Consider the following 18059-nt stretch of genomic DNA (forward strand, 5'->3'; position numbering starts at 1 on the left):
AGAGGAGCCTTCAATCAATCGAACTACTGTATAAAAGGCTTTGGTTGCAGCCAAAGCTTGGGCCTCACATTACCCGAACTTGGTTAAAGTATTAATTAATTTATGGGTTTATTATCCATACAAGCCAATTAATATCGCGGCTTGTTTCTAAATCAATAATGTCTTGCTCAGTGGGCGCATGTACAAAAGCATCAATTTTTGAAGTTAAAGGTAATTGCTGCGCATACCCCTTTATTGCATTTACCGATGTTAAATCCCCTAGCAACACATAATGCGAATGCCCATAATTATCTAGCTTTTTAGGGCCTGGGCCTGCAATACCTACCTCATCACCTACTTTTGCAATTTTAGCCCAGTCAGTTGCCGGACCTTGGTGCATATTTATAACAAAATCCAGTGTTAACGCGCCTGTTTGTGCATCTACATGCCTTATTGTGTAAGATCGCATACACGCTGTTTTTAAGTTAAAATCTACTTCACCATTTTTTGGGATCAGTACTTTTACATAGTTACCAATGTGCTGTGAGGTTAAGTCGTTAAAATCATCAGAGCCTACAACAATGCGTTGTAGGTGTGGTGTGATTTGCTGCGTACTTAATATGTTAGCTTTGCGAATTTGTTTACCCATGCATTACCTCGTTTTACAAAACTTGGACTTTAATACCAACTTGCATAAATCTTTGATCAATTTAACAAATTAAATAAACCCCATATATAAGCAGATTGGTATAATAATTAGCTGCTATAAAAGCAGACATTGCACAACGCCCCATTGGTTGATAAAATCAACTATAACAAGTTAATTGACTTTGTCAACTACATTGAGAGTTTTATGAATACACCTTTATCAAATACGCTGTTTGAATTGATGCAAAATTACCGCGTCACAATTCGTGAAGCAATTAACGCAGGCGAACTTGGTATAAATGCTATGCACGTACGCTGCATACATATTATCGCGAACGTAAATAACTGTACGGCTAACGATATTGTTACTAAAACGCAGCGCGACAAAGCGCAAATAGCACGTTTAATTAAAGATCTTATTGGCTTAAATTTAATAAATAAACAGGCAAGTGAGCACGATAAGCGCTGCTTTATTTTGTCGCTCACAGAGCAAGGCAAAGTTCTTTTTGATAAGTTATTAGCCTCAGAGCAGAAAATAAATAATCAAATGTGTAAAAACTTAAAACCTCAGCAAATCAAAGACTTTTTAGATATCGCACAGCAAATGATCAAAAATATGGATTGATCGGTTATACATTTCTTGGCATAACTTACACAAAACGCATATACTGTACACTTATACAGTATATGCGTTTTAGGTTGTGTTATGTTTGTCATTCCCATTTATATAGAAGCAGGCGTGTGTGGTTTTGAATCGCCCGCAGCGCAGTACACCGAGCTAGGTGTAACCCTTGATGAGCTTTTAATAAAGCACCCAAATGCTACCTTTATTGGCCTAGCATCGGGTAACTCTATGCAAGAAGTCGGAATTTTTGAAGGGGACTTATTAGTTATCGACCGTGCAGAGCCTGCAGAAAATGGTGACGTTATTGTTGCTAACTTAAATGGTCTTTTTGTATGCAAGCTGCTTGATAAAACCAATGCGCGGCTGCTTTCAGCTTCTTCTTTACATAAGCCTGTACAACTAACCTCTGCAGACGAGTTTCAGCTCGAAGGCGTAGTAACGCTATCAATAAGAATGCACAGGCAAAGCCCAGAGTTACTAAAATGTATGCCTTAGTTGATGCTGTGTCGTTTTATGCCAGCGCCGAAAAAGTATTCGACCCTGCTATTCGATCAAAACCCGTGGTTGTACTTACCAATAACGATGGCTGTGTATGCGCTATTTGCCCTATTGCTCGGCGCTTAAATATTCCTAAATTTGGCCCGTACTTTAAAGTTAAGCATTTACTTGAGCAAAACAACGTTGTTATTCGCTCTAGCAATTACGAGCTTTATGCTGATTTAAGCGACAAAATGATGAATATCATCGCTCGCTTTTGCGATACACAGCACATATACAGTATTGATGAATCGTTTTTGCACTTTGATGGCTACACATCATTAATTAAAGACTGGCATGAATACGGTCATACAATAAGGCGCACAGTATGGCGCGAAACAAAGCTACCTGTAGGTGTTGGTTTTGGCCCGACCCCTACTTTAGCAAAAGCCGCTAACCATGCCGCTAAAAAGCTCAGTGGTTTTAATGGTGTAGCAGTAATAAATAGCGAACAAACTCGCCAAGCTATTTTACAAAGAATGAGCTGCGAAGATGTGTGGGGGATAGGCCGGCGGCTAGCTAAAAAACTTAAAATAATGAATATACACACCGCCTGGGATCTTGCTCAGCAAAACCCTAGAGCAATGCGCCGTGCATTTAGTGTGGTTGTTGAACGCACAGTAAGCGAGCTTAACGGAATAGCATGTTTAAACTGGGATGATGTACGACAAGACAAGCGGGAGATTTATTCGACCCGTAGTTTTGGAGAGCGCATATGTGAGCCAACAGCACTTAAAACAGCGCTAATTAACCATGTAACCACAGTGGCTAATAAACTAAGAGCGCAACACTCGCTCACTCACCAGCTTTATATTTTTGCAGCCAGTGGCGCGCACGAAAATAGATATTATAAAAAGTCTTTTGTGTATAAGTTCCCCTCACCCACTAACGACACCTGCGTGATGGCTAATGCTGTATCTGAGGTATTTAATAAGATTTACCAACCCGGTATACGGTTTTATAAATGTGGTGTGGGTGCGGTAGAGCTAATATCAGAACAGTTTCAGCAAAATGACTTATTTAATAAAAGCCCTGATAATCCAAAACTTATGCAATGCTTAGACACAATTAACAATCGATACGGAAAAGGAATGCTAAGCCTTGCAAGTAGTAAATTAAATGACCGGTGGCACATGAACCGTGATTTTTTGTCGCCGCAGTACACTACGCGTTGGCGCGATATCCCTAAAATATACTGCGAATGATTTGCTACTTACTACTTACTAGATGCTTTATTTACTCTCATCTGCTTTTTTAAATGTGCACTCTACATTGGGTTCGCTCAATGTGTATTTGAGTGTGTTATCAGCTAAAAATTTGATACTTTGACTGATTGTTTTTTCGTTTGCAGGGCTTTCACAACGGCTCATTCTTAAGCCGTTTTCAAGGCCATCACTTTTATATTTAAGCGTGCTGGTTATAAAGCAAAAGTTTGGTTTTTTAATGGTTCGGGTACCATTGTGGAGCGATCCAAATACAATTTGCTCACCAAGTTTAAAACCAGCACTTAAATCACTTTCATCTGTCAAACTCAAATTGCTGTTAACGCATAACCCTGAGTTGCTCGACACAACTTCGTAGGCTCCCAATTTTGACTTTAAAAGCGGTATAAATCGTGTTTTATTACTCGGCTCAGAAAAAGCATTTGCACTTGTAAAAGCGACAGTTAATAAAGCGAGTGTTAAATATTTCATTTCGTGGGTGTATCCTCGTGAGTCAGCGTGTTAAATAATAGCAAAATGCCTAATCACTTAGCTTTTATAACTTTTAACAACTATAACAGAGATTTACTATAAAAGGAGAGAAGTCGTATTCAGGAACTAAGACACGAGCAGCTAAGGGAGTTTTGCTCGACTATTACTGATTCTTACATGTGTGTAAGCCAGTAAGATAACGCAAGAGCAATTACCGATCCCATTAGGTTACAAACCTCGTGCCACAAATAAATCCCTTAGATTGAACACATTTAAATCCACAAAGATTCATCCTAGATACTGCATTACAAACCATTTTGCTGTTAAGTACTTTAGTTAATACGTACTTAAACAACAAAACGATTTATATCAATGCGCTTACTTGTAGGGAAATTAAACTCATTAAATTGTTTAAATAGCGCACAAATTACTATTTATTTTATTGCCAGTACTTTGCAAATAATAAAGGGTAGCTTTGCTTTAAAAACTTAGGTTTGTCTTTAAAACGTTTGCCTTTGGGTTCATCGCTGCCTGATGGAATAAACGGTAATTCGTCTTCGCTGCGTTCTTCAAATAATAAACCGGCTATTAAATCATACTCATCAATATACGGGTAAGGCTGCTCATTTAAGTAATAAACAGGTGTACACTGCGCTAACGAATCAGCATTTTCTAAAGCGTTTTCGAAAACTGTTTTACCACGCGAAATTAACCAACATCTAAACTCACTAAAACCGTAATCGTCGTTACATCCAGCCATCACAAAAGCGGCACCAAATAAATCCCAGGTAAAACACTTGCGCATATGTATGCCAAAATGCTTATCAAAATCAATAAGGTGTTGATCGCTTAAATCATTAAGTTTAGTTTTTAGGTTATCGCTCACACTTTGCGGATCGAGCCCTAAATCAGGCGTTGTTACTAATTCCCAAAAAGCCTGTTCTGTTAACGCTGCCATTATAAAATCTCTTTTACTCGGCCAACTTGACCATCTTCTAAACGTACTTTAATGCCGTGTGGGTGATTTGGTGATTTTGTTAAAAGGCGCTCAACCACACCCTCAGTTAATGTGCCGCTGCGTTGATCTTCTTTTAATACAATATTTACTGTGGTACCTGGTGAAATTTGCGAACGCGAAGGAACAGCCATAATTTAAACCCTAAAAATAATTTATCTAATTATAACGTCCATGTGCTATCAAACCAACAAAAGCTCTGTTAATTGGCGGAAAATGAAATCTGTGCTGGTTTTGCGTTCAACTTAATACTAGTAAGCTCTTTGAGTATTATATTTGTTAATTCGTTAAGTTGCGGTTTTGCACTTTCAAGGGCTATATCATCATTAAAATAGCATTGTACTTTTAACGTGTTTACTTCGTTATTTAAATCAACTGTATGCGTTAGATAATCAAAACCAATTACCATTTCTTTTATTGCTTCGCATGCATTAGTAAGCGCTAAGCGAATTTGCTTATCGCGCTGTTTTTGAGTTTTAGTCATAAATATAAAGGTTACTTATTTAGTCTGGGCTTGTTGCTGTTTTTTAAACTCTTCGTAGTTAGAGTCTTGTTTATCTAGGCATTCGTAATATTCTTTGTCAGCTTTATAGTTACACTCATCAAGGCGCGCCGATTGTAATTCATGAAAACGTGCATCAGAGCTGCAACCAGCCAAAACACATGATCCAATAATAAGTAATGCGCTGCTTTTTAGTTTATTGATAAACATTAAATTTCCTTACACTTTCTATATCGAAAAAGCGTTAAATTATTACGATACTATTGTATATTAGCGCCATAAAATCTTAATATCCAAAGGATCTATTACTATGATGTCGCAGTTACAAAAGTTGTTTCAGCGTATAGACAAAAGCAAGATATTTCAATCATTTGTTATAGCTGTAATTATTGTTTCTGCCCTTACAGTAGGTGCACACACTTACTCACTACATCCTACCGTAGAGCTTGCTCTAAATTGGATGGATGTTGGCATTACTGCATTCTTTTTAATTGAACTAATAATTCGCTTTGTTGCAAGCAAAGGCATTAAAGACTTCTTTTCTAAGGGATGGAATATATTTGACACTATCATAGTATTGGGCAGTTTATACCCTGCTGCTGGCTCTACAATGTTAATAGCTAGGCTGTTGCGCATATTTAGAGTGTTACGATTGGTTTCGATGATCCCAGAGCTGCGCTTATTGGTTAACTCATTGCTTAAAGCCATTCCACAAATGGGTTATATAGCCCTATTAATGTTTGTTATTTTTTATATATACGCTGCAATGGGTAGCATGATGTTTGCTGAAATCAATCCCGTACTTTGGCAAGACGTCTCAATATCAATGCTTACCTTGTTTAGAATAGCAACGTTTGAAGATTGGACCGACATAATGTACGAAACAATGGCGGTGTACGAATTAAGCTGGATATATTACCTTACGTTTATATTCTTAACTGCATTTGTATTTTTAAACATGATGGTAGGTGCGATTTTAGAAGTAATGAGTGAGGAGCACCGAAATGCCCGAGAAGAGCTTGCGGATAACGATTCTCTACCTGCAACACAAGGTCAGGTAAATGAGCTACAACTTCAAATTGCAGAGCTTAAAGCGCTATTAAGTAAAGACAAATAGAAACCTCTAAACCAAGTAACACCAACATCAATGATGTTGGTGTTACTTTGAGTTAAACGTTTAATTTGGGAAATATAAATACATTAATTACTTTTATTACTTTTATTACTTTTATTACTTAAAGATTCATCACTCTTAGGAGCTTCAAAAGAAATAACATTATCCACTTTCATTTTAAACGCATCAAAAAAAGCATTTTTTAAAACCGAAATAACGGCTTGAAAAGTCGAAACATCCGTATTATCTAATTGCCCCTCTATAGGAATGCGTGCAGCAACAAGTTTAGACTCATCGTTTTCAAGTATAGAGCCCAGTAAATCTACACTGCCTTCAAATATAGCAGTAAAGATACCGTCATCATCTTTTTCTATATCTTCTCGCCAAGAAAATACACTCAGGTTTTGAACACCCGCTTTTACATAGCCATTTAAGTTATTATCTTTAGCCACAAGTTCCATTGCGCCATCAATGCCCCCCGCTTCAATATCAAAGGGTGTATACACTTTAAATACAGTGTCGAGATTTTTAACTGAGAAGCGCTGTACCTCTGCGTTAAAATCAAAATTAGCGTGTTTGCTAAAAGGGTCTAGTTTGCCATCAAGTTTTAATGCGGCCTCCCCCATTAACGCCCCCTCTACGTTTAGACTAGTCACAAGTGTTTTTGATAGGTTTTGCGCATTCGTTATATTTTCAATTTTGGCATTAATATTTGATATAAAAGTGGGTTTTTCACCGCTATTGGTTGAGTTAACTAAGGTTAACTTGCCTTGCTCAATTATTAAGGTATCAATAGAAAACAGTACTAAGTCATTCGCCAGCCCCACCCAAGTGGTTTCATCTTTTACTTGTTGATTTTGCTCAGAAGCATTGGGGTCTTTATCGTAAATAACTATCTCAGGACGCGTAAAAGCCATATTTGTGACTAAATTCCCTTTTAAAAGGGCTGACCACGCAAGTGAAAAATCGAGAGTTTGAATACTCAGTAAAGGCTTAGGAGCTGAAGTTGCATCAACAGCGTAAATTTCAACGTCGTCAATCGCGTAGGCACCGCGATATAAAAACAAATCTACATCACCAACATGCCCCGTAACACCTTGCGTATGTTTTAGCTGATAATTTACATACTGCTGAAGCGCATAAGGTGCGGCTATTCTGGCAATAATAAGGACTAATAAAATAACCGCTAATGAGTTAAACCATTTGCTATGAAATACATTAGAAACCGAGCTCATTGTAATTTCCTTTACCTAATACTTTCAAATGAGCATTTTAAACATGTAAGAATTACGCAAAATTGTAATAAGACTACGTAAATCGTATTTAAAATACATCGTTAATAGCCTAAGTGAAGTTAAAGTGGCTAATTTAAGTATTAACAGCAAAGGTTATACCAATTTAAGATTACTACAAAAAATTGGGTTTATGCAGCAATGCTTAACTAAATAAAAACAGCGAGTACCTTTAATATATCAAGGATAGTGCTTGATCAAATCTAACTGGTTTATTGAATATAAAACCTTGGTATTTATCAATTTCTAAGCTTTGTAATAACGTTAACTGAGCGGAGTTTTCTACGCCCTCCGCTATTACTTGGCAACCAATCATATGCGACATGTTAGTTACCGCAGAAACAATACTTTTATCTTTTGAGCACTCACAAATATTATCAATATAAGATTTGTCTATTTTAATGTAATCAACTGATAGCTCTTTTAAAACCGATATAGAAGAAAACCCAGTACCAAAGTCATCAATAGAAATATGCACTCCAGTATTTTTTATGGCCGTAATCACTTTAGACAAATACGGTAAATTTTTAATCATGACTGTTTCTGTTATTTCTAAATGCACATTGTATGGTTTAACTGCGTATCTATTTAAAAGCGCAACTAAAAAATCTAAAAAGTTATGGTTTTCTAGTTGCAACACCGACACATTAATCGACAATCCAATATTACTATTTACGGCATTTAGCCTACTTAAGCTCGCAATAGCTTGCTCTAGTACAAATTCGCCGAGTATATTAATTTTTCCATATCGCTCTGCAATATCTATAAATTCTGAAGGGGGAATAAATTCATCATTAAACTGCCAACGAAGTAGTACTTCAAACGTAGTTATTTCATTTGTGCTTATATCAACAATAGGTTGATAGCACAGATGAAAGTCACCTTTTTCTACGCACTCTTTAATTGAGCTGCGAAGTACTTCTTCTCTTTTAAGCGATTCATGCATTCGCTCGTCAAATACCGATATTTCATTACGGCTTTTCTTACCTTCATACATAGCTACATCAGCGTATTTAATCGCCTCTGCAAGATTAAAATTTTCGCGCGTAAAATACAGCCCAACCTTAAAAGAGGGATTTACTTGATAGCTGTCCATGCTTACTGTTTTCGTTAAGGTTTTAACTAATCTAAAAACACAGTCAAAAAGTTCGTCTTCGGTGTTAGTGCGAGAATAAAAAATAAACTCATCACCTCCCCATCGACAAGCAATAAAGTCGCCTTGGGTTTGTGTTTCAACTAATCGTTTACCTGTTTGAGCCAGTACAAAATCACCAAAATCGTGACCGTATTTATCGTTGATGATTTTAAAGTCATCCATATCTAAAAATAAAACAGCTTTAATATCATCATTTTGATTGGCTAAATCAAGTTCAACATTAGAAACAAAGCTCCCCCTGTTAAACAATTTAGTTAGGTTGTCTTTTTGCTCTAAAGAAATTATTTGTTCGGTACAAAGTTGCACTTCGTTTTCTAAGTTTTCAATAAATTGATCTAACTTAAGTTCGTTATTAATTGATGACTTTACATCTTTTGCACTACGTGAAGCCGTTATAAAACACAAAATAAACCATAAAACGAGCCCTAAAACACCTAGTACATTCTCATCTTCAATAGGCTGTAAAAGTAATAAAATACTAAAAGGAACCAATAAGCAGGTTATATACGACAAGGAGGAACGAATATCTGAAGCTAAAACATTAACGCCTCCACCAGCAAGGGAGCTAAAAACAACCAATGATACAAATTTTTCCTGCATTTGCATGTTTTCATAAAACAAAATAGGAAAAGCAGCCCATGTTAAAGCCGTTAATAATAAACCTATAAAATACAGATGATATTTAAAAGCATGGGTGTTGTTAACAAATACATGGCTTGCTATTCGAAGTAATGAAATAAATGATAACGTAAAAAGCCAATAAAGTTTTTCTTGCGAGGCGCTGTGGTTAATACTGCTAAAAATAAGAAAACAAGAAACAACCGTGTTTATAGCAATTGCAGAACTAAAATAGGAGCTAACAAATGCTAATCGCTTATTGGCAAAGTTATTTGTGTGAGAGGTCATTAATGTTACTTGAATAGGCTGTTGCACAATGTAAACAGTTTACTTAAGTTCAATAATAAACAAAAGTGAACATTCATAAAAAAGTATTGTTTTAGCCTCTTAAGCGGTTTTATAAGCCATTAAACTAAAAAGGGCTGGCAAATTGCCAACCCCTTTTGTTAATACTGATTATATATTATACCAATTCGCTTAATTAAGTGATCTATTTTGAGGGAAGAAAATCGTGTCGATAACAAGGCAAAAATTTCGTTATTTAGTTGTTCTATATCAGAAATATTTAACGTAGTTAACGTCAGATTTAACCCCTCAAATTGATTAAGTATTATTGCGAATTGGTATTACTCACCATCAACAATTATGCGTAGCATACGACGAAGTGGCTCTGCCGCGCCCCATAAAAGCTGATCGCCAACTGTAAATGCGCTAATGTATTTTGGTCCCATAGCTAATTTACGAATACGCCCAACAGGAATGCTTAAAGTGCCCGTTACTTTAACCGGTGTTAAGTCTGTGGCACTAATTTCACGCTCGTTTGGAATTACCTTAACCCACTCATTATGAGACGCTAAAATTTCTTCAATTTTTTCTACGCTAATATCTTCACGTAATTTAATAGTCATCGCTTGTGAATGACAACGCATAGCGCCAATACGAACACATAAACCATCAATTGGCACTGGTTGCTTAGAAGAGCCTAAAATTTTATTGGCTTCTACTTGCGCTTTCCATTCTTCTTTAGACTGACCGCTTGGCATAGGTACGTCAATCCACGGGATTAAACTGCCCGCTAGTGGCACACCAAATTGGTCTTGTGGTAAGTCATTTGACGCCATTGTTTGACTGACTATTTTATCAATTTCTAAAATAGCAGAACTTGGGTTATCTAATTGCTCAGCAACACTTGCATGAATAGCGCCCATTTGTGCAATAAGCTCTTTCATATTTCGTGCACCAGCACCAGAGGCTGCTTGGTAAGTCATTGGGCTTACCCATTCAATTAGGTCTTGCTCAAACAAACCACCTAGTGCAAGTAGCATTAGCGATACTGTACAGTTACCGCCAACAAACGTTTTAACGCCTTGCTCTAAGCCTTGTTCAATAACATCTTTGTTTACGGGATCTAGCACTATTATGCTGTCCTCACTCATACGCAGTGCTGAAGCTGCATCAATCCAGTAACCATCCCAACCCGACTCGCGTAATTTTGGATATACCGCATTGGTGTAGTCACCGCCTTGGCAAGTAACAATAATATCCATTTTAGCAAGTTCGCTAATGTCACTTGCATCTAGCAATGGTTTTGCGTCGCCTGCTATATTAGGGCCTAGTTGACCCGCTTGTGAGGTGGTGAAAAAGGTGGTGTCGATATGGGCAAAATCACTTTGCTGCTGCATACGTTCTAATAACACAGAGCCAACCATGCCACGCCAACCGGCTAATCCTACTTTTTTCATTGTTTGTTCCACTGTTTGATTCATAAAAGATGCCTTAATACATTAAAAATTAAATTCATTGCGTGAGATTTAATTTTCATTAACGTCAAAATAACACCACCAGCGCGCTAAAACTAGTGAATAAAGTAGAACTTAAATATTTTTCATAGTCATAAAAAAGCCCTGTATTAAATACAGGGCTAATAGGTAATTAGGTTTTATTATATCCCCCTTCCTTGGGTAGAAAATTAAAACTCGTAGCTAAAGCTTAAACTAAACTCAGTGCCTTCTTCTTGACGCCAAAGTGTTAAGTTTTCTTGTTCAATTTCTTTTTCTTGGCCAAGTATATTTTTAACTTTAAAATTAACTTTAGTATTAAAGTTAGGGAAGTAAGAATAAACTAAATCAAGAGAATGAAATGACTTTTCTTCTGCGTCTTCGTTACCACGCGTACCTGGTACGATTATGCGCGGCCCAAACACGTTATAAACAACTGAGGTAGAATGAAAACCATCAGCAGAGTCATAACCCATTTGTAAGTTTGCTACCCATTCAGAATGACCAACTAAACGACGTTTATTATTAGTAACAATGTTAGAAACAGAGTCAGCTTCCAACGCCTCTTTTAGTTGTTGTTCAAATAATGAATCAACCCCATCAGCATCGTTTATGCCAAGCTCAACACTTGAATCCGATAGAGTAACGTTACCTGATAAAAATATGGCAGATAAATCATTATGAATAAAACTAAAGTCAGTTAAAAAGTCTACCTCAATACCTGCTAGTTCACCCGACTGCGCATTTGCTGTTAGTAATTGCGGAGCAGCTCCACCAACACCCGCTAACTCAACCATTTCAATTGGGTTTTCAATATCTTTATAAAACAAAGCAACTGATAGATTGTTTCCTGAAGGCATGTACCACTCAAACCTAAAGTCAGCATTTTTTAGCTTAGAGCTTTGAAGTGTAGGCGAGCCTCGGACTAAAAACTCTGTTAGTGGGTCAACATAATAAGTTGAGCTTACATCACGCATATCTGGGCGAATCGTCGTTTCACTTAAGTTTAAGCGAAACTGCATTTCTTCATCCATAATATAAGTAATTGCTAAAGAAGGAAAAAAGTTATCTTCTTTTATTGCAACTTCGCTCACTTCTTCAATTGTTCCATCAAAGAAATTAGTATGAGCCTGAAAAGGCACTGATATTTGAGAAAAGTCTTCCCAACGAATACCACCGGTTATACGCCATGTGTTTTCGTAGAAAAAGTCGGCCATAAAATAATAAGCGTCTAACTTATGTGCAGCGCTGTACTTATCACCATCTGCGGTACCATCATCAAAAATACCAGAGCCTGTAATACTTGTATAAAACTCACTATTAGCTAAATTTTCGTCAGAAAAAATTTGGTCTATGTTTGAGCCAAATGTATATTCATCTGTTATACCACGGTGCGTAATACCAAATTGAATATTACTTGCATCACGTTTTTTTTCAGAAAAATCGCCACCCACCTTAAGCTCTAACTCATAGCCATCACCATAAAACGGGATGCCCATATTCCAACCATACGTATCTACGTCATCATGCAAAGTTTGATAATCACGCGTTACGTTAGTAGCAGCAACATCTTGTAACTGCTCTGATTCAAATACACCATCATTTAAGTTAGTTTGAAAAACAACATCTAACGCACCTGGAGCATCCCTGTTGGCGCGGCTTGTACCTGCATACCAATCAAAAAATAAATTTTCTAATTCAGGAAAATTATGCGTCCCTTTGAGCTGCGTAGAGAACATTTCACGCTCTTCATACATAACGTCAACACGGCGTAACTCAGTAACACCTTCTTCAGACTCGTTAGCATCGAAAAAGTCACGATTACGCACTCTGTCACTCATATCATGAAGAGCTATATTCGTTAGTTCAAATTTATGGTTATTATTAAATTCATAACCTAAATTTAATGTGCCACTCCAACGAACGGTTTGTTCAGTAGATATGCCATCATAAGTTTGTGCAAAACATTTGTCTTCGCAGCCCAAACTACCTAAATTTGTACCGCTTTGCTCTTTAACTACTTCCCATTCATTGTCATAGGAAACAGCTGCAAGAACGCCAAAAGTACCTACTTCAGACTCAAACCTATCACCTAGTGCTACTGAAAAATTCATGCCTGGATCAACGTCTTTCTCAGTAGGTCCAACTTGCCAATCTAGAGATTGTAGGAGCGCTTGACGCTGCTCAAGCGTAGTACTGCTGTCACCTTCAAGTCCTGCATCACTTTTAAGCGCTGTAGAAATTAATGAAGGTAAAGCACGTGTACCATCATCGCGCCCCATCCAATCATCATCACCACCACTGTAAAAATAACCGGTGTCACTGTTAGAGGTGTTATATGAAGTACCTAACTGTATTTTAAACAAAAAATCAGAAGGAATAGATTTGGTGCGTATATTTACATTACCACCACCAAAATGCGCTGGCATATCAGGAGAAAACGATTTCTGCACACTTAAGCTTTCAATAATATCCGATGGAAATAAATCCAGTGGAACAACTGATCGAGTGGGATCTGGGCTTGGAACATACATGCTATTAAGTTGGGTACTTGAATAACGCTCACCCAAACCACGAACATAAATATATTTACCATCGACTAAGGTTAAACCAGTCACACGACGAAGCGCTGAAGCTGCATCGCCATCACCTGTGCGTGATATTTGATCAGCACCCATAATATCAGCAACAAATGCCTGATTTTGACGCTCTTGTAGTACTGCGCCTGCACTACCTTTTAGTCGCTGGCCAACAGCAACTACTTCTTCTATTTCTTGCTCTTCGGCTTCGGCTGCTATAGCTGTGTTTACTGATAGCCCCATAATTGCAGCCATAACTGCGCAATTTAGTTTACATAGAACAAGAGAAGAGGGTTTAAAAGATTTCATTTTTATACTCCGAAACAAAACAAGACATTAGCCGAGCTTTCGCTCGGCTATAATGTGGTTTGGATTAAAGACCTACCTTAACCCAACCTGCTGTCCAGTCTGTTTGTGCATCCATTGCACCAATGTAATCTACTGAATCAAAGTAACTATCTAGGCTTGAAGAATCAAAACCATTACCTAACAGTAATGACTCAGCCGAAGGCATATATCCGTTATCTGCTAAACCAAGGTCTGTGGCTGCTTGCACAGAGTTACCTGTTTGGCCTAAGAACCAAGACTCAACATTACCAGTACCAATTGCTTGCGTACCAAAGTTATTTGCCGTTTCACATGCAACAACTGAGTGAGTAACAGTTAATGTACCATCCTCTGCGCGAGGAGCTGAATCTGAACCTACACGTAAGCAATTTGAATAATCTGCCCCACCTGTCACAACCACGTTTTTAAGCATACCCGCAGTGCCTGCACGTAGACGTATACCGTTAACCCCTACATTACCAATAATAGTAACATTAGAAATTGTAGGCATTGTGAGTGGTGTTGCACTTGAATCAAACTCAGAGTTATCCGCCTCAATTGCATTATCACCTGTTGATTCGGCTTGCTTGATAAGTACGTATTGCGCTTTACCCGTCCAACCAAATGACCAATCTAGTGAGTCATCACCAATATTAGTTAAAACAAGGTGACTGATGTTTGCAGTACCACCGAAAAATTCAACACCATCGTCCAGGTTTTCATGAACGTGAATGTAATCAAGCTCTGTTTGACTACCAACACCAGCAAGCGTAATGCCGTTTAACTCATCTCCGTTACCAAGCGTTTTACCTGCTTGTTTAACTGCCACGTATTTTAAAGTACCTGAGTTATCTTCTGGGTCATTACCACCAAATTGGCCAGCGTCACCTTCAGCAGACACACCACAGTTTGCAAGCTCATCAGCGGTAGCATCGCCTTCTTGATCGCCACACGAGTTAGCCGGTGCATTACCTAAAAGCACTAAACCGCCCCATTGACCAATAGTCGTTTCGCCACCAGTAACATCTTCAATAGACGTCATAGTAATTGGCTGAGTTGCACTGCCCACAGCCTCTATTTTAGAACCACGGCGAACAACTAAAAAGTCATCACCCGACTCGCCAATAAGCGTAGTACCAAATTGAACATATAAAGTCGTTTCATCAGCGCGGTCATTACCTACGGCTGTACGGCCTTTTAGAATCCAATGGGCATCGTTAGTTAATGTTACGTCTGAAGTGAATACAACATCAGAAGTTAACTGATAAACTGGCTTGTCTGTTATTTCAGGAAAGCTTGCTGATACATCAGTAGCAAAACCCTGCTCTAAGGCATTTTGAATATCATCAGGAAAACTTGGTGTTATAGCGACTGTCCAACCATCCATCCAGTTATTATCGCCATCAAACGCACCAATATAATCTGTTTTAGTAAAGAACGAATCAAGGTCTGACGAATCAACACCCGAACCTAATAATGGTGAGCTAGATTTAGGTGTAAAGCCATCGGTTGCTAAACTAAGGCCAGCAGCTGTCAGCGTTTGGTTACCTGTTTGGCCTTCAAACCAAGATTGAACGTTACCACCACCAATTGCTTCACTACCAAAGTTATTATCTTCACTACATGCCACTACTGAGTTTTCAATAGAAAGCTCTCCAGATTCTGCATTTGCTACAGAGTCAGAACCCACACGTAAACAGTTTGAGTAACCTTCAGGTCCTGTAATTACTACATTACGTAGAACGCCCGCTGTACCTGCACGTAAACGAACACCGTTAGTACCATCAGCACCTACAATTGTTACGTTAGAAATTAGTGGCTTTGTTAAAGGTGTAGCATTTGAATCAAATTCTGAGTTATCCGCTTCAATAGCGTTATCACCACCAACAGCACTTTGTTGAATATAAATATTTTGCGCACGACCTGTCCAACCAAACGACCAATCAAATGCATCATCACCAATGTCAGTAAGTACTATGTTACGAACATTTACAGTACCACCAAAAAACTCAACGCCATCATCAAGGTTTTGATGAACTTGGATATATTCTACTTTTGTTGCAGAGCCTACACCCGCAAACGAAATACCATTAAGCTCATCGCCGTTACCGAGAGTTTTACCTGCGTGCTTAACGACAATATAGCGAAGTACACCTGAGTTATCATCGCTAATATCGCCACCAAACTGACCAGCGTCACCTTCAGCTGATACACCACAGTTAGCAAGTTCTTCAGCAGTCGTTTCGCCAGTTTGATCGCCACACGAGTTAGCAGGAGCATTACCTAAAAGTACTAAACCGCCCCATTGACCAATTGTTGTTTCAGCGCCTGTTACATCTTCAATAGATGTCATTGTAATAGGTGCAGTTGCATTACCATTTGCGTTAATTTGCGAACCACGACGAACAACTAAAAAGTCATCACCTGATTCACCAATTAATGTCGTGCCTGCTTGAACATAAAGTGTTGTAGCGTCTGCACGGTCATTACCTACTGCGGTACGGCCATTTAAAATCCAATGTGCGTCATTTGTAAGTGTTACATCCGCTGTAAACGTTGTATCTTCAGCTAAGCGATATACTGGCTTATCTGTAATTTCCGGAAATTCGCTAGAAACATCTGAGGCTAAACCTTGTGATAGCGCATTATCAATATCAGTAGGGAAGCCACCATTAATACCAACAGTCCAACCTTCCATCCAATTAGTTGAGCCATCAAATGCACCAACTTGCGTATTTGCAATAAGCGGCGAGCCAGCAAGTGGTGTATAACCGTTGTCATCTAGCATTAAATCAGCTGGAGTAAGTGTTTGGTTAGCGTCTTGGCCTTCAAACCAAGATTGTACATCGCCACCGTTAATAACTTCGCTGCCAAAGTTATTCGCTGCAGTTTGACAAGCAACAATAGAGTTTGTAATCGTAAGTGTGCCATCCTCTGCACGAGGTACTGAATCAGAGCCTACACGTAAGCAGTTTTCATAAGTAGCTGGGCCCGTTACAAATACATTTTTAAGAACCCCAGCAGTACCCGCACGTAAACGAATGCCGTTATTGCCCTCAGCACCCACAATTGTAACGTTTGAAATAGTAGGTAAAGTTAATGGTGTTGCACTTGAATCAAACTCAGAGTTATCAGCTTCGATAGCGTTATCGCCTACGTTAGCCGCTTGCTGAATATAAACGTTTGTAGCCGAACCCGTCCAACCAAAAGACCAATCTAGCGAATCGTCACCAATATTTGTAAGTACAACATTGCTCACATTAACTGTGCCGCCAAAGAACTCTATACCATCATCAAGATTTTCATGTACTTGAATATAATCAACCGTAGTTGCAGAACCAACACCGGCAAACGTAATACCATTTAACTCATCACCATTACCTAACGTTTTACCGGCTTGCTTAACAAGTACATACTTTAAAGTACCTGAATTATCATCACTGATATCGCCACCAAACTGACCAGCATCACCTTCAGCCGATACACCACAATTAGTAAGTTCATCAGCTGTTGCTTCACCTTCTTGGTCGCCGCAAGAATTTGCTGGCGCGTTACCTAATAATACTAAACCGCCCCACTGACCAATCGTTGTTTCTTGAGCTGTAACATCTTGAATTGAGGTCATTGTAATGGGCTGACTTACAGTCCCTACCGATTCAATTTGTGAACCGCGACGAACAACTAGGAAGTCATCTCCTGTTTCGCCAATAATCGTTGTACCTTGCTGAATATAAAGCTTGGCGTTATCTGCGCGATCATTACCAACCGCAGTACGGCCATTTAAGATCCAGTGTGCGTCGTTTGTTAACGATACATCAGTAGTGAACACGGTATCTGCAGCTAAGCGATATACGGGCTTATCTGTAATAGATGTAAACTCACTAGAAACATCAGTTGCTAAACCTTGAGTTAGTGCATTATCAATATCAGTAGGAAAGCCAGTGGTAGCATTTTGTGAATCATCACGTGATGACGTTTCACCACTTGTATCGTCACCCCCTTCAATAACGTTAGTTACTGTATCACCTTCATTAATAGTTGTGTCGCCTTCAGATACTACTAAGTCTCCACCACAACCAGCTAAAGATACTGCAGTTGCAATCAAACTTACTTTGAATAAGTCAGATAATTTCATTGTTCACTCCGTTAAAGTATTTAATTATTTTTTAGGTGCTCAAATAAACTCAAGTCACCA

The 18059-nt window shown here is 38.4% G+C and carries 14 protein-coding genes and 1 pseudogene; 4 read left to right on the forward strand and 11 right to left on the reverse strand.

Annotated features, from left to right (window positions below):
- Positions 1 to 118: 118 nt before the first annotated feature.
- Positions 119 to 628, reverse strand: a pseudogene (locus H5157_RS11650) (siderophore-interacting protein); the annotation flags it as partial.
- Between the two features lie 204 nt (positions 629 to 832).
- Between H5157_RS11650 and H5157_RS11655 the strand changes: the two are divergent.
- From H5157_RS11655 to H5157_RS11665, 3 genes are all read left to right on the forward strand, one after another.
- Positions 833 to 1252: a MarR family winged helix-turn-helix transcriptional regulator gene (locus tag H5157_RS11655; RefSeq protein ID WP_024597583.1), complete on the forward strand. Its 420-nt coding sequence runs from the start codon at positions 833 to 835 to the stop codon at positions 1250 to 1252.
- Positions 1253 to 1333: 81 nt separating this feature from the next.
- The gene (locus H5157_RS11660; RefSeq protein ID WP_004334808.1) at positions 1334 to 1747 is read left to right on the forward strand and encodes a S24 family peptidase; all 414 of its coding nucleotides are present in this window, start codon (positions 1334 to 1336) and stop codon (positions 1745 to 1747) included.
- Positions 1735 to 2994: a Y-family DNA polymerase gene (locus H5157_RS11665; protein WP_182724717.1), complete on the forward strand. Its 1260-nt coding sequence runs from the start codon at positions 1735 to 1737 to the stop codon at positions 2992 to 2994. Before H5157_RS11660 ends, H5157_RS11665 begins: the two co-directional genes overlap by 13 nt.
- Before the next feature lie 27 nt (positions 2995 to 3021).
- Here the strand turns inward: H5157_RS11665 and H5157_RS11670 are convergent, their stop codons facing one another.
- The 5 genes from H5157_RS11670 to H5157_RS11690 form a co-directional block, all read right to left on the reverse strand.
- Positions 3022 to 3483 (reverse strand): hypothetical protein, encoded by a 462-nt coding sequence (locus H5157_RS11670; RefSeq protein WP_004334802.1) that lies wholly within the window; start codon positions 3481 to 3483, stop codon positions 3022 to 3024.
- A 439-nt stretch (positions 3484 to 3922) separates the two neighbouring features.
- The gene (locus H5157_RS11675; protein WP_024598177.1) at positions 3923 to 4441 is read right to left on the reverse strand and encodes a DUF4240 domain-containing protein; all 519 of its coding nucleotides are present in this window, start codon (positions 4439 to 4441) and stop codon (positions 3923 to 3925) included.
- On the reverse strand, positions 4441 to 4632 hold the full coding sequence (locus H5157_RS11680; RefSeq protein WP_004334795.1) for a YwbE family protein: 192 nt from the start codon (positions 4630 to 4632) through the stop codon (positions 4441 to 4443). Before H5157_RS11680 ends, H5157_RS11675 begins: the two co-directional genes overlap by 1 nt.
- A gap of 68 nt (positions 4633 to 4700) precedes the next feature.
- Positions 4701 to 4982: a hypothetical protein gene (locus H5157_RS11685; RefSeq protein ID WP_182724718.1), complete on the reverse strand. Its 282-nt coding sequence runs from the start codon at positions 4980 to 4982 to the stop codon at positions 4701 to 4703.
- A 15-nt stretch (positions 4983 to 4997) separates the two neighbouring features.
- Positions 4998 to 5210, reverse strand: coding sequence for a hypothetical protein (locus H5157_RS11690; RefSeq protein WP_004334789.1), 213 nt, complete (start codon positions 5208 to 5210; stop codon positions 4998 to 5000).
- Between the two features lie 100 nt (positions 5211 to 5310).
- Between H5157_RS11690 and H5157_RS11695 the strand changes: the two genes are divergently transcribed.
- Positions 5311 to 6117: an ion transporter gene (locus tag H5157_RS11695; protein ID WP_182724719.1), complete on the forward strand. Its 807-nt coding sequence runs from the start codon at positions 5311 to 5313 to the stop codon at positions 6115 to 6117.
- Between the two features lie 83 nt (positions 6118 to 6200).
- On the opposite strand, the gene H5157_RS11700 is transcribed toward H5157_RS11695, so the two are convergent.
- The 5 genes from H5157_RS11700 to H5157_RS11720 all read right to left on the reverse strand — a co-directional run bounded on the left by H5157_RS11700 (position 6201) and on the right by H5157_RS11720 (position 17999).
- A complete protein-coding gene (locus H5157_RS11700) occupies positions 6201 to 7349 on the reverse strand; it encodes a DUF748 domain-containing protein (RefSeq protein ID WP_182724720.1) in 1149 nt (382 codons plus the stop codon).
- A 229-nt stretch (positions 7350 to 7578) separates the two neighbouring features.
- Entirely contained in the window at positions 7579 to 9468 is a 1890-nt protein-coding gene (locus H5157_RS11705) for a bifunctional diguanylate cyclase/phosphodiesterase (protein ID WP_220496843.1), read from the reverse strand.
- A 338-nt stretch (positions 9469 to 9806) separates the two neighbouring features.
- A complete protein-coding gene (asd, locus tag H5157_RS11710; protein WP_182724722.1) occupies positions 9807 to 10946 on the reverse strand; it encodes an aspartate-semialdehyde dehydrogenase in 1140 nt (379 codons plus the stop codon).
- A gap of 203 nt (positions 10947 to 11149) precedes the next feature.
- Complete coding sequence (locus tag H5157_RS11715) at positions 11150 to 13846, reverse strand: TonB-dependent receptor domain-containing protein (RefSeq protein WP_182724723.1); 2697 nt, start codon at positions 13844 to 13846, stop codon at positions 11150 to 11152.
- Between the two features lie 64 nt (positions 13847 to 13910).
- Positions 13911 to 17999, reverse strand: a complete 4089-nt coding sequence (locus H5157_RS11720; protein WP_182724724.1) for a hypothetical protein — start codon at positions 17997 to 17999, stop codon at positions 13911 to 13913.
- Positions 18000 to 18059 lie beyond the last annotated feature (60 nt).

The organism is Pseudoalteromonas sp. SG43-3, assembly GCF_014164385.1.
In the GTDB taxonomy this organism is placed as follows: Bacteria; Pseudomonadota; Gammaproteobacteria; order Enterobacterales; family Alteromonadaceae; genus Pseudoalteromonas; species Pseudoalteromonas distincta.